The organism is Pseudomonas sp. KH_046_1, assembly GCF_057839025.1.
On sequence record NZ_CM174481.1, the window covers coordinates 5,045,942 to 5,058,079 of the forward strand.

Below are 12,138 nucleotides of genomic sequence, written 5' to 3' on the forward strand. Positions count from 1 at the left end.
GGGTACGTGTCCAACGCCTCTTTATTATCTTGAAGCGAACCGTGCGCCATCAGCTCTTCCTTGTGAGCTGTCTTAACGTGAGTTAATCAAAATGTTGAAAATCGTCCATCTGTTGATAGGCGCAGCGGCCTTGCTGCTGTCCTTCATCCCTAGCCTGCAATCCGAAGCCTTACCTTACCTGCAACAACCCGACGCGCTGTACCTGGCCTTTTTCGGCCTGCTCAACCTCACGCTTGCACCTGTCATCCCTTACTGGAACAAAGGCCCGCGTCATCAACTGCAAAACCTGGTCAGCGCCCTGCTGGTTCTGAGCGTGGTTCTGCAAACCCTGACGCTGATCGCACCGATGCCCGTCATCGCCGGTCAACCCGCCGTTCTGTTCAGCCTGGTCGCAGCCCTGATTGCCGTTGCCCTGCACCTGGGCATCAGCTTCTACAAATCGTCACCAGCCGCCGCCTCGCCAAGCTACGACATGAGCAACCGCGATACCGGCACCGTCAAGTGGTTCAACACGTCCAAAGGCTTCGGCTTCATCTCCCGCGACTCCGGCGACGATATCTTCGTCCACTTCCGGGCCATTCGCGGTGAAGGCCACCGTGTCCTGGTCGAAGGCCAGCGCGTGGAGTTCTCCGTCATGAATCGTGACAAGGGCCTGCAAGCCGAAGATGTGATCGCCGCGCTGCCGCGCCGCTGATTCAAGGCTAAAAAAAACCGCGCACAGCCGAGCTGTCCGCGGTTTTTTCATGCCTGCGATTTATTTAATAGTGGGGCGGCGGCGCTTCTTCTTCGAATGACTCGAACTGGCCGACCATTTCCTCCTGCCGCTTGAGCAGTGCGGCCATTTGCAACTGCAGACGCTCGACCACCCGCTGCTGCGCCACCAGCACATCATTCAATGCCTGGATGGTGTCATCCTGAAAGGCCAGACGGCTTTCAAGCTCGGTAACGCGTTCTTCCAGGCTCATGATTCAGCCCTCCAGAAACGTAAAATCATCGGTCAAAATCAGACGCAACCGTTCGCGAATGGCGACGATCTGCTCCGACTTGTAGGGTTTTGCCGGATGTTTACCCCAAACCGGCGCGGGCCAGGCGGCATCTTCGCGCTTGCGCACAATCACATGCATGTGCAACTGACTGACGACATTACCCAGCGCCGCAACATTCAACTTGTCCGCATCGAACGAGTCCTTGAGCACTTGCGACAGCGCAGTTGTTTCCTGCCAGAGCTGTTGCTGGTCTGCGACATCCAATTGAAATATCTCGCTGATAGCCTCACGACGAGGTACCAGGATGAACCAGGGATAGTTCGAATCGTTGGACAGCAGCAACCGGCAGAGCGGAAAGTCCCCGATAGTTAACGTGTCTTGTTGAAGTCGTGGATCTAAAACGAACACTGCGCGCACTCCCGCCGGGTCATCATTTTTCAGCTTAGCGCCCATCCAGAGGGACAGCGCACCAAGCGACCGGACGGCAGCATACCTGCGAACGGCGCACGCTTCACGACGAACCTTACGCAGAAGTCACGAGCGCCAACGAAAGGCTGACAACCCGCCCTCGGATGAGACACTTTTCGCTGCTGCGCACCATTACAGAACTGACAAGCCGGAAAAAATACCGAAATGACTGATTTACAAGGAGGAGTTCGTTCCAGACAAGCGGTCAACCTGGATGAACTCAGCACGACACAAATTTTTTTGCACCAAAACCGCACAGTGGGTCTACGCTGAACGCTTCGACATCCGCCATTTACTCACTGGCGGGGTGATCCGGTAACATTTTTGGTTGTCATGCAGCGGACCAGAAGGGTGCAACATGATGCCAGACAAGGCGTCAAGCCCAAACTAAATGCGCTTGAACCCCCCGGCTTTATGAGGTTTTTACAGCGTCAGACACTCAACTGGAAAAAAGCTGCAACAAAACCCGATTTTGTGCACACTTGTTGCATTCATACCCAACATGGCCTGAGTGGCACCCGCTGGAAGCGGAGGCCCTCAGGCAAAAAAAAACAGTGGCAAGGTAGCCCGATGGAGATTCAAACGTTTCACCAGGACTCTTTTTACCGACGCCAAGGCTCGGAAAACAGCATAAAAGTTGTCAGCCCGGTTGCGTCGGAGCTGGAAATTTGCGACATCTACCACGCTGTTTGCGACAGGGTCGTAAAGAAGGCGAAAGGTTAGATGCGCAAGTATCGCCAACATTGTCGGCGTGATATAAGTTTGCGCCGACACAAAAAGAAAGAGCCGCCCAGATAATAAAACAGGTGGGACGGCAGTACTCTTCTAAAACCAAAGGAGCAAATCACGATGCGCGTGATGAAGTGGAGCATGATCGCACTGGCAGTTGCAGCAGCAGCCAGTACCCAATTGGCTACGGCCGCCCCTTTCGTAAGTGACCAGGCTGAAGCCAAGGGCATTGTTGAAGACAGTTCCTTGAACTTGCTGGTTCGCAACTACTACTTCAACCGTGATAACAAAGATGGCGCTCGCGACCAGAAAGACTGGACCCAAGGTATCTGGGGCAATTTCAGCTCCGGTTATACCCAGGGCCTGATCGGTGTAGGCGTTGACGCATTCGGTTACCTGGCAGTCAAACTGGATGGCGGCGACGGCACTTCCGGCTCAGGCAACATGAGCCGTAGCGACACCGTTAATGCCAACGGTTCTCGCGACGTTAACGACAGCCAGGGTAAAGCCGGCGGCGCCGTTAAAGTCCGCATCTCCAAAACCGAGCTGAAATTCGGCGAAATGCAGCCAAGCACTGCGCCAGTGTTCGCTGTTGGCGGTTCCCGTATCCTTCCTCAAACTGCTACTGGCTTCCAACTGCAGAGCAGCGAAGTCAAAGACCTTGACCTCGAAGCCGGTCACTTCTACTCGGCGTCCAGCCAGGACAAAAACGCTAGTGACGGCGGCCTGTTTGCAACCTACGCTGGCGTAGAAGCCAACTCCATCGACTACTTCGGTGGCAAATACGGCCTCACCGAAAACCTGTCGGCATCGCTGTACGGCGCCAAGCTGGAAGACATCTGGAACCAGTACTACGCCAACCTGAACTACACCATCCCGTTTGGTGGCGATGAGTCGCTGAACCTGGACGGCAACATCTACAACACCCAAGATACCGGTGACGCCAAAGCGGGCGAGATCAGCAACACCGCTTACTCCCTGGCAGCCGCTTTCTCGTTCATGAAAGCACACACCATCACCCTCGCCTTCCAGAAGGTTAACGGTGACACTCCGTTCGACTACATCGGCGTGGGCAAAAACAACCGCGGCGGCGACTCGATCTTCCTCGCCAACTCCATCCAGTACTCTGACTTCAACGCCCCTGGCGAGAAGTCTGCCCAGGTTCGTTACGACCTGAAAATGGCTGAGTACGGTGTTCCAGGTCTGAGCTTCATGACCCGTTACGTAAAAGGTTGGGACATCGACGGCACCAAAACTCCTGTAGGCAGCCCTTACGCTGGCCTGTATGGCGAAGACGGCAAGCACAACGAAACCAACTTCGAAGCCAAGTACGTTGTTCAGACTGGCCCGGCAAAAGATCTTTCCTTCCGTATTCGTCAAGCATGGCACTTCGCTAACGCTGACGAAGGTGAAGGCGACGTGAAAGAGTTCCGTTTCATCGTCGACTACCCGCTGTCGGTTTTGTAATCGCATCCAGTTAGTTTGCGGTAACAAAACAAAAGGCCCATCTTCGGATGGGCCTTTTTTGTTGGCTGTGCATATTGCTCAATTATTGAACAATCGCAACACATGTCTGACCGAAAAGTCAGACATGTATTGCGTGACCTGTCACTGCACCGCAGATTCCTGAACCACTCGAATAACCCGCTGTGGAAATGGAATATCGATGCCGGCCTCTCTCAGGCGATCACGGGATAGTTCGTTGAACATGAACATCACGTCCCAGTAATCGGCAGTCTTTACCCAGACACGAAGCGAAAGTGTGATCGAACTGTCACCCAGGGTAGAAACAACTGCCTGTGGTTCCGGATCTGCCAATACTCGCGGGTCCCTGGCCAATTCCAGCAAAACTTCACGGGCTTTCTGCAGGTCCGCTTCGTAATCCACACCGACATCAAACACGACCTTGCGGGTCGGCTGACGGTTTGTGTTGGTGATGATGCCATTCGACAGATTGCCGTTAGGCACGATGATGGTTTTGTTATCGCCAGTACGCAGCACGGTATGGAAAATCTGGATGCTGTCGACAGTACCGGCGATACCCTGAGCCTCGATCCAGTCACCGATGCGAAACGGACGGAACAGCAAAATCAGCACGCCACCGGCGAAGTTCGCCAGGCTGCCCTGCAAGGCCAGGCCAATGGCCAGGCCTGCCGCACCAATCGCCGCGACAAACGAAGTGGTTTCCACACCGATCATCGAGGCCACGCTGACGACCAGCAGGATCTTGAGGATGATGTTCGCCAGGCTGCTGATAAAGCCTTGCAGCGCCAGGTCGGCATTACGCAATGCAATCAGGCCACCGAGCTTTTTCGTGACCTTGTTGATCAGCCACCAGCCGATGGCCAGGGTGATGACCGCCAGCAGTACACGGCTGCCGTATTCCATGATCATCGGGATCCAGGTTTGGGATACCTTGACCAGGTTGTCTACCTCAGCATTTAAGTCCATCTGCTCTCTCCTGTTTTCCGGCTGCCCGGCATGCGTAAAAAAGCGGCAGAAAGATTGAACCGCGACGGGCTCAATCGTTTCTGCCGTTGCTTGGGGCTCCGACGTTGCAAACGCCAAGAGGTTCCCGCTTTCAAGATCAGTCGCGGAAGTTGTTGAACTGCAGCGGCATACCGAATTCCTTGGCCCGCAGCACTGCAATGGCTTCCTGCAGGTCATCGCGCTTTTTGCCGGTAATACGAACCTGTTCGCCCTGAATGGCCGCCTGGACCTTGAGTTTGGCGTCTTTGACATGAGCGACGATTTTCTTCGCCAGCTCCTTGTCGATGCCTTCCTTGAGGACGGCTTCCTGCTTCATCAGCTTGCCCGACGCGAACGCGTCCTTGACTTCAAGGCACTGCACGTCGATTTTGCGCTTGACCAGCGCCAGCTTGAGGATCTCAATCATCGCTTCGAGCTGGAAATCCGCTTCGGCGGTCAGGTTGACGGTCAGGTCTTTTTCCTTGAACTCGAAGCTGCCTTTGCCTTTCAGGTCATAACGACGATCGAGTTCCTTGACGGCGTTCTCGACCGCGTTGGTGACTTCGTGTTTGTCCAGTTCGGATACCACGTCGAACGACGGCATGTAATCTCTCCAAATTTAAAGGCGCACTGATGGAGCACGCCTGGCTTGCGGTTAAAATCCGCGCTGATTATAACGGGTCTTTCCCATCATTCACTGCGAGCTGCCGATGCACGCCTTAAACAGAGCAAAAAACTGATGTCCACCACCTGGCATGTACTGGGCGCCGGCAGCCTCGGCACTTTATGGGCGACACGTCTGGCACGGGCTGGAGTGCCGGTCAGGCTGATCCTGCGGGACACCGCGAGACTGCAGGCCTATGAGGCGGCCGGGGGATTGACCCTGGTTGAACACGGCGAGGCGCGACACTATGCCGTGCCCGCCGAGACAGCCGACAGCCCCCAACCGATCAACCGCCTGCTGGTGGCGTGCAAAGCCTACGATACCGAAAGTGCGGTGGCCCGACTGGCGCCACGCCTGGCCCCAGGCGCCGAACTGATCCTGCTGCAAAATGGCCTGGGCAGTCAGGACGCGGTGGCCGCACAAGTTCCTCAGGCACGCTGCATCTATGCGTCGAGCACCGAAGGCGCCTTCCGCGATGGCGATTGGCGCGTGGTGTTTGCCGGGCATGGCTTCACCTGGCTGGGGGATGCGAGCCATCCGGTGGCGCCAATCTGGCTCGATGACCTGAGCGCTGCCGGCATCCCCCACGAGTGGAGCACCGAAATCCTGACCAGGCTGTGGCGCAAACTCGCCCTCAACTGTGCGATCAATCCGCTGACGGTGCTGCACGATTGCCGCAACGGCGGTTTGCAGCAACATCAATGTGAGGTCGCCACCCTGTGCGGTGAACTGGTGGAGTTGCTCGAGCGTTGTGGTCAGCCGGCAGCGGCCGAAAACCTGCAGCAGGAAGTCGAACGGGTGATTCACGCCACCGCAGCCAACTACTCCTCGATGCATCAGGACGTCACGAGCCAGCGCCGCACAGAAATCGGCTACTTGCTGGGTTACGCCTGCAAAGTGGCCGGGCGCCATCAACTGAACCTGCCTCACCTCAATCAGCTTGAGGCAAGGTTGATCGCCCGCCTGCAAAGCCTTGGATTGCCCAGCGACTGAGCAGCGGCTACGCTGGCCACTTGTTCCTTGTCTGCGATGAATCCGATGCCATTGCGCCAGCGCCTTGAAAACCTGCCCGTCGGCCAGAAACTGCTGGCCGCCCTGCTGGTACTGATGGTCACCGTCCTGCTGGTTGCCAACCTGACCTTTATCAGCGCCGCCTACTACATTTCCCAGGAAAGCATGGCGCCCCAGGCTCTGCAGACCATCGGCCGGCTGGTATCCAACCCGAGCCTGGCGTCCGAAGCCCTGGCGTCACCGCAAAGCGCCGAGCGCCTGCTGAATGAACTCAACAGCTATTCGCCGTTGCGCGCGGCGGCCCTGTATGACGCAAAGGGCGAGCGATTGGCGCAATTGCAGCATGGCGACAATCTGGAGCTGCCGAAGCGTTTCCGGCATATCGAAGACTGGCAGATCACCGAGTTTCGCACCAATCAAGTCATCCCCCTGCCCCGCACCGGTGCGGCACCAGGGCACCTACTGTTGGTGGCCTCGAGCGAACTGCCAATGGCGTTCTACACCGGGACCCTGACGGCCAGCCTGGGCATTCTGATCTTCAGCGTCTTGCTGTGGCTGATCATTGCCCGCCAGATCAAGCGCCTGATTACCCGGCCGATCCACCAACTCGAAGAGTTGTCCCGGCAGGTCACCCGTGAAGAAAACTACGCACTGCGTGCTTCGCGAGGAAACCACGATGAAATCGGCAGCCTCGCCGAGGCGTTCAACACCATGCTCTCGCGGATCGAGGCCAGGGAGCAGCAACTCAAGCGGGCCAGGGACGACTCCCAGGCAGCCTACGACCAGGCCCAGGGTCTGGCGGAAGAAACCCGCCATACCAACCGCAAACTGGAGCTCGAAGTGCAGGTGCGCAGCAAGATCGAGAAAAAGCTCACCGGTTTCCAGAATTACCTCAACAGCATCATCGACTCCATGCCGTCGGCGCTGATCGCCCTCGACGAACAGCTCTACGTGACGCAATGGAACCAGGAGGCCAGCGCCCTGTCCGGCACTCGCCTCGATGAAGCCCTGAACCAGCCCATCTTCCTTGCCTTCGAACCGCTCAAGCCGTTTTTGCCGCAACTCAAGGAAACGGTCGAGCAGCATACGGTGGCCAAGATCGAACGAGTCACCTGGCTCAAGGACGACGAACCCCGCCACTACGCCCTGACTTTCTATCCGCTGATGGGCGGTGCCGGGCGTGGCGTGGTGATCCGGATCGACGACATCACCCAGCGCCTGTCCCTGGAAGAGATGATGGTGCAGTCGGAGAAAATGCTTTCGGTGGGTGGTCTCGCCGCCGGCATGGCCCACGAGATCAACAACCCGCTGGGTGCGATCCTGCACAACGTGCAAAACATTCGCCGACGCCTGTCCCCCGATCTACCGAAGAACCTTGAAGTAGCCGAACAGGCCGGCATCGAACTGGCGACGGTCAACCAGTACCTGCAAATCCGCGAAGTGCCGCAATTGCTCGACGGCATCCAGCAGGCCGGTGCCCGGGCGGCGAAAATCGTCACCCACATGCTCAGCTTCAGCCGTCGCAGCACCCGCCAGATGGCCCCGTGCGACCTACCCGCCCTGATCGACCAGGCGGTGGAGATCGCCGGTAACGATTTCGACCTGGCGATCGGTTTCGACTTCAAAGGCCAGGCCATCATTCGCCAGTTCGATCCGGCGCTGGGACCGGTCCCCGGCACCGCCAACGAACTGGAGCAAGTGCTGCTCAATCTGTTGAAAAACGCCGCACAAGCCATCCATCAGCGCGAAGACGACAGCGAGCCGGGGCGGATCATTCTGCGCACAAGGCTGAATCCGCCATGGGCAGAAATTCAGGTCGAGGACAACGGCATTGGCATGAGCGAAAACGTGCGCAAACGCACCTTCGAGCCGTTTTTCACCACCAAGGAAATCGGCCAGGGCACCGGACTTGGGCTGTCGGTGTCGTACTTCATCGTCACCAATAACCATAAGGGGCAGATGGAAGTGCAATCGACCCTGGGCCAAGGCACTTGCTTCACCTTGCGCCTGCCCCTCGCGAGCACGCCGCCTGTGCCGCAAGAACTCAATCTGCTATCGAGGTAACCATGGGCTTTCGTTTGTCGAAGATTTACACCCGCACTGGCGACAAAGGCGAGACCGGGCTGGGCGATGGTCGTCGCGTACCAAAAGATCACCCGCGCATTGAAGCAATCGGCGAGGTCGATACGCTGAACAGCCAGGTTGGGGTGCTTCTGGCCGGGCTGGCGGCAGAAACTGCTCGGTTTCCAGGCTTGAACGAAGTGATCGAGGTATTGGCTCCCTGTCAGCATCGGTTATTTGATCTGGGTGGCGAACTGGCGATGCCGGTGTATCAGGCGTTGAATGCAGCGGAAATCGAACGCCTGGAAGCCGCGATCGATGTGTGGAATGAAGAGTTGGGACCGCTGGAAAATTTCATTTTGCCTGGCGGCTCTATGCTGATTGCCCAGGCTCATGTCTGCCGTAGCCTGGCACGCAGCGCAGAGCGGCGGTGTCAGCAGCTCAATGCGATTGAGCCGTTGGCCGGGGTTGGCCTGGCGTACATCAATCGGTTGTCGGATTTGCTGTTTGTGGTGGCGCGGCTGATTGCCAAGCGTCAGGGAGTGGCGGAGATTCTTTGGCAGCCGGCGGGGAAACCTGAAATTTAATCGGTGTCGTTAGCGCCCCCATCGCGAGCAGGCTCGCTCCTACAATTGACCGAGTTCCAACAGTAGAAATGCGATCCATGTAGGAGCGAGCCTGCTCGCGATGAGGTCATTTGCATCACCGGGAATCAGGCCAAAACGCCCGAATCCCCGCCACACCCTGCGCACCCACAGCCCAGGCCTTCTCGACCTCAGCCGGGCCAACCCCACCCTGCAGGAACACCGGTTTGCTGAAGCCCTCGATCAAGCTCGACGCCTGCTCCCAACCCAACGGCTCGGCGCCAGGGTGAGTCAGGGTCGGCTGCACCGGCGACAGGGTCACGAAATCCACCCCCATCTGTTCGGCCAGCGCCAGCTCTTCAGCGTTATGGCACGATGCCGCCAGCCAGCGCGATGCCGGGAGCGGTCGGCCAGCCGCTGCGTATTTGCGCAGCTGCGCCGAGGTAATGTGCCAACCGGCGGACGGGAAGTCGCCCAGCCATTCGAATGGCCCCTTGATCATCAATTGCGCCTTGCCGGCACACAGACCCACAGCATCCACGGCCAGGTCGCGATACTTCGGATCGTAACCGTTCGGTGCGCGCAGCTGGATCAGCTTGATGCCGCCGGCAATGGCCTTCTGGATGCCACGCAGCAACGTCGGGGTTTCCAGATCTTCCGGGGTAATCAGGTACTGAGCGGGTAATTTCGCGGCCGCGACGATCGGCTGATTGGCCACCGGAAACTCGTAACCCGACAGATCCCGGGGCGACACCCAGGCCAGCGGTTGGCCTTCGGCACCGTGGGGCTCGCCGGTAAACGCCGAGACTTCCCAGACATCCAGCAACACCTGTTTGTCCGGGTAATCGTGCCGGACCCTGATCAGCGGGCGCGCCGCGCCGACCACGATGCCCAGCTCTTCATGGAGTTCACGGGCCAGTGCGGTTTCGACCGACTCGTCGGCCTCGACCTTGCCGCCTGGAAACTCCCACAGGCCACCCTGGTGCTGTGAATCCGCACGACGGGCGATCAGGATTTGGCCGCTGCCATCGCGGATGACGGCGGCGGCGACATGGACTCGTTTCACCTTTGCAACTCCTCCAGTCCAGCCTTCTGCCAGGCCTTGAACGCCGGCCATTGGTAGAGGGTTTCAACATAGGCTTCATCAGCCGCGGACAGTTTCACCCGATAGGTGCGCAGGCGCACGGCGATGGGTGCAAAGAACGCGTCGGCCAACGTAATGCGGCCAAACAGGTACGGACCGCTCTCGGTCGCAGCGGCACGACATTCGGCCCACAACGCTGACATGCGCTCGATGTCCGCCTGGACATCGGCCGGGACCGGCGACAGCGCGGCGTCATGGCTCAGGTCGAAGGGCATGTTGCCGCGCATGGCGAAAAAGCCACTGTGCATCTGCGCGCACGCCGAACGCGCCTGGGCACGGGCGGCGGTGTCTTTGGGCCACAGGTTCGCGTCGGGGAACCGTTCTGCCAGGTATTCGGCAATCGCCAGGGAGTCGGCGATGGTGCCGTGTTCGGTCTTCAACAGCGGGACCTTGCCGGTCGGCGAATGCTTGAGCAGACGCTCGCGGGTGTCCGGCTGGTTCAGCTTGATCAGTTCTTCGGTGTAGGAAGCGCCAGCCAGATCGAGGGCCAGAGCGCCGCGCAGGGACCAGGAGGAATGCAGTTTGTCGCCGATGATCAGGTGCAGGCTCATGTTCGGGGTGCCTTCTCGTCAGGGTAACAAGCCAGAATATCTAGCGTCTGGTCGTCAGCCTTCGCGAGCAAGCCCGCTCCCACAGTTGATCGGGCAGTACGCACATCTTGTGTTCACTGAAGATCTCCTGTGGGAGCGGGCTTGCTCGCGAATGGGACGACTCGGTCTTGAACCGTGTATTAAGTACGGTACTCGGCGTTGATCTTCACGTATTCGTGGGACAGGTCGGTGGTCCAGATGGTTTCGCTGCAATCGCCACGACCCAATTCGATACGGATGGTGATTTCCTCCTGCTGCATCACCGCCGCCCCCTGGGCTTCGGTGTAGGTCGCCGCGCGCGCGCCACGGCTGGCGATGCACACGTCGCCGAGGAATACGTCGATCTTGCTCACATCCAGGTTCGGCACACCGGCACGGCCAACAGCCGCCAGGATACGGCCCCAGTTCGGATCGGAAGCGAACAACGCGGTCTTGATCAGCGGCGAGTGAGCCACGGTGTAACCGACGTCCAGGCACTCCTGGTGATTGCCGCCGCCGTTGACTTCAACGGTGACGAATTTGGTCGCGCCTTCGCCGTCGCGAACGATGGCCTGGGCCACGTCCATGCACACTTCGAACACCGCTTGCTTCAACTTGGCGAACAACTCGCCTTCGGCGCGGGTGATTTCCGGCAGCGAGGCCTGACCGGTAGCGATCAGCATGCAGCAGTCGTTGGTCGACGTATCACCATCGATGGTGATGCGGTTGAACGACTTGTTGGCGCCGTCCAGCATCAGGTTCTGCAGCACGTCGCGGGAAACTTTGGCGTCGGTGGCGATGTAGCCGAGCATGGTCGCCATGTTCGGGCGAATCATGCCGGCGCCTTTGCTGATACCGGTAACGGTGATGGTCACACCATCGTGCTGGAACTGACGGCTGGCACCTTTTGGCAGGGTGTCGGTGGTCATGATGCCGGTGGCGGCAGCTTCCCAGTTGTGGATCGACAGGTCGTCGAGGGCCGCTTGCAGCGCGCCTTCGATTTTCTCGACCGGCAGCGGCTCGCCGATCACACCGGTGGAATACGGCAGCACCTGGCTGGCATCGACACCGGTCAACTCGGCCAGTTTCGCGCAAGTGCGCTCGGCCGCGGCCAGGCCTGGTTCGCCGGTACCGGCATTGGCATTGCCGGTGTTGGTCAGCAGGTAACGCACAGGGCCTTGCACGCGTTGCTTGGCCAGGATCACCGGTGCGGCGCAAAAGGCGTTCAGGGTGAACACGCCGGCAACCGTGGAGCCTTCAACACAGCGCATGACCACAACATCCTTGCGCCCCGGGCGCTTGATGCCGGCCGAGGCGATACCGAGTTCAAAACCGGCAACCGGGTGCAACGTTGGCAAAGGACCAAGACCAACAGCCATGAATGCGCTCCTTTATAAATGATGTCAGCACCGTTTCAGCAGAACGGTGGTTCGAATGGTAAAACGCCGCGACG

General features: G+C 58.7%; 12 protein-coding genes. 5 read left to right on the forward strand and 7 right to left on the reverse strand.

Translation table 11 applies throughout. The features are described from left to right. The first annotated feature begins 91 nt into the window (after window positions 1-91). Window positions 92-694 carry a cold-shock protein gene (locus AC3IT9_RS23110; protein WP_008052457.1) on the forward strand — a complete coding sequence of 201 codons (603 nt, stop codon included), beginning with the start codon at window positions 92-94 and terminating at the stop codon, window positions 692-694. Window positions 695-758: 64 nt separating this feature from the next. Here the strand turns inward: AC3IT9_RS23110 and AC3IT9_RS23115 are convergent, their stop codons facing one another. Further along, on the reverse strand, window positions 759-965 hold the full coding sequence (locus AC3IT9_RS23115; RefSeq protein WP_008052459.1) for a SlyX family protein: 207 nt from the start codon (window positions 963-965) through the stop codon (window positions 759-761). A 3-nt stretch (window positions 966-968) separates the two neighbouring features. Further along, window positions 969-1,394, reverse strand: coding sequence for an HIT domain-containing protein (locus tag AC3IT9_RS23120; RefSeq protein WP_489273536.1), 426 nt, complete (start codon window positions 1,392-1,394; stop codon window positions 969-971). Between the two features lie 909 nt (window positions 1,395-2,303). On the opposite strand from AC3IT9_RS23120, the gene AC3IT9_RS23125 reads away from it, so the two are divergent. Next, entirely contained in the window at window positions 2,304-3,650 is a 1,347-nt protein-coding gene (locus AC3IT9_RS23125; protein ID WP_489271109.1) for an OprD family porin, read from the forward strand. Between the two features lie 141 nt (window positions 3,651-3,791). Here AC3IT9_RS23125 and AC3IT9_RS23130 read toward each other — a convergent pair whose 3' ends face one another. Together AC3IT9_RS23130 and AC3IT9_RS23135 are read right to left on the reverse strand one after the other, a co-directional pair. Beyond that, window positions 3,792-4,634 (reverse strand): mechanosensitive ion channel family protein, encoded by an 843-nt coding sequence (locus AC3IT9_RS23130; RefSeq protein ID WP_150754453.1) that lies wholly within the window; start codon window positions 4,632-4,634, stop codon window positions 3,792-3,794. Between the two features lie 136 nt (window positions 4,635-4,770). Continuing rightward, window positions 4,771-5,256, reverse strand: a complete 486-nt coding sequence (locus AC3IT9_RS23135; RefSeq protein ID WP_007977344.1) for a YajQ family cyclic di-GMP-binding protein — start codon at window positions 5,254-5,256, stop codon at window positions 4,771-4,773. Window positions 5,257-5,391: 135 nt separating this feature from the next. Here AC3IT9_RS23135 and AC3IT9_RS23140 point away from each other — a divergent pair, with 135 nt between their 5' ends. The 3 genes from AC3IT9_RS23140 to AC3IT9_RS23150 are packed head-to-tail and all read left to right on the forward strand — an operon-like array spanning window position 5,392 to window position 8,975. Further along, the gene (locus AC3IT9_RS23140) at window positions 5,392-6,309 is read left to right on the forward strand and encodes a putative 2-dehydropantoate 2-reductase (RefSeq protein ID WP_150754454.1); all 918 of its coding nucleotides are present in this window, start codon (window positions 5,392-5,394) and stop codon (window positions 6,307-6,309) included. A 45-nt stretch (window positions 6,310-6,354) separates the two neighbouring features. Next, window positions 6,355-8,391 carry a sensor histidine kinase gene (locus AC3IT9_RS23145; RefSeq protein ID WP_150754558.1) on the forward strand — a complete coding sequence of 679 codons (2,037 nt, stop codon included), beginning with the start codon at window positions 6,355-6,357 and terminating at the stop codon, window positions 8,389-8,391. A gap of 2 nt (window positions 8,392-8,393) precedes the next feature. After that, complete coding sequence (locus tag AC3IT9_RS23150) at window positions 8,394-8,975, forward strand: cob(I)yrinic acid a,c-diamide adenosyltransferase (protein WP_150757917.1); 582 nt, start codon at window positions 8,394-8,396, stop codon at window positions 8,973-8,975. A 115-nt stretch (window positions 8,976-9,090) separates the two neighbouring features. Here AC3IT9_RS23150 and AC3IT9_RS23155 read toward each other — a convergent pair whose 3' ends face one another. From AC3IT9_RS23155 to argJ, 3 genes are all read right to left on the reverse strand, one after another. Beyond that, the gene (locus AC3IT9_RS23155) at window positions 9,091-10,038 is read right to left on the reverse strand and encodes a Nudix family hydrolase (protein WP_489271110.1); all 948 of its coding nucleotides are present in this window, start codon (window positions 10,036-10,038) and stop codon (window positions 9,091-9,093) included. Next, window positions 10,035-10,667 carry a glutathione S-transferase family protein gene (locus AC3IT9_RS23160; protein WP_489271111.1) on the reverse strand — a complete coding sequence of 211 codons (633 nt, stop codon included), beginning with the start codon at window positions 10,665-10,667 and terminating at the stop codon, window positions 10,035-10,037. The genes AC3IT9_RS23155 and AC3IT9_RS23160 overlap by 4 nt, the downstream gene beginning before the upstream one ends. 179 nt (window positions 10,668-10,846) lie before the next feature. Continuing rightward, entirely contained in the window at window positions 10,847-12,064 is a 1,218-nt protein-coding gene (argJ, locus tag AC3IT9_RS23165; RefSeq protein ID WP_489271112.1) for a bifunctional glutamate N-acetyltransferase/amino-acid acetyltransferase ArgJ, read from the reverse strand. Window positions 12,065-12,138 lie beyond the last annotated feature (74 nt).

Bases quoted from the DNA above. Each gene is read 5' to 3' on its own strand.
- AC3IT9_RS23110 (WP_008052457.1), top strand. From the start codon at position 92: ATGTTGAAAATCGTCCATCTGTTGATAGGCGCAGCGGCCTTGCTGCTG.
- AC3IT9_RS23115 (WP_008052459.1), bottom strand. From the start codon at position 965: ATGAGCCTGGAAGAACGCGTTACCGAGCTTGAAAGCCGTCTGGCCTTT.
- AC3IT9_RS23125 (WP_489271109.1), top strand. From the start codon at position 2,304: ATGCGCGTGATGAAGTGGAGCATGATCGCACTGGCAGTTGCAGCAGCA.
- AC3IT9_RS23130 (WP_150754453.1), bottom strand. From the start codon at position 4,634: ATGGACTTAAATGCTGAGGTAGACAACCTGGTCAAGGTATCCCAAACC.
- AC3IT9_RS23135 (WP_007977344.1), bottom strand. From the start codon at position 5,256: ATGCCGTCGTTCGACGTGGTATCCGAACTGGACAAACACGAAGTCACC.
- AC3IT9_RS23140 (WP_150754454.1), top strand. From the start codon at position 5,392: ATGTCCACCACCTGGCATGTACTGGGCGCCGGCAGCCTCGGCACTTTA.
- AC3IT9_RS23145 (WP_150754558.1), top strand. From the start codon at position 6,355: ATGCCATTGCGCCAGCGCCTTGAAAACCTGCCCGTCGGCCAGAAACTG.
- AC3IT9_RS23150 (WP_150757917.1), top strand. From the start codon at position 8,394: ATGGGCTTTCGTTTGTCGAAGATTTACACCCGCACTGGCGACAAAGGC.
- AC3IT9_RS23160 (WP_489271111.1), bottom strand. From the start codon at position 10,667: ATGAGCCTGCACCTGATCATCGGCGACAAACTGCATTCCTCCTGGTCC.
- argJ (WP_489271112.1), bottom strand. From the start codon at position 12,064: ATGGCTGTTGGTCTTGGTCCTTTGCCAACGTTGCACCCGGTTGCCGGT.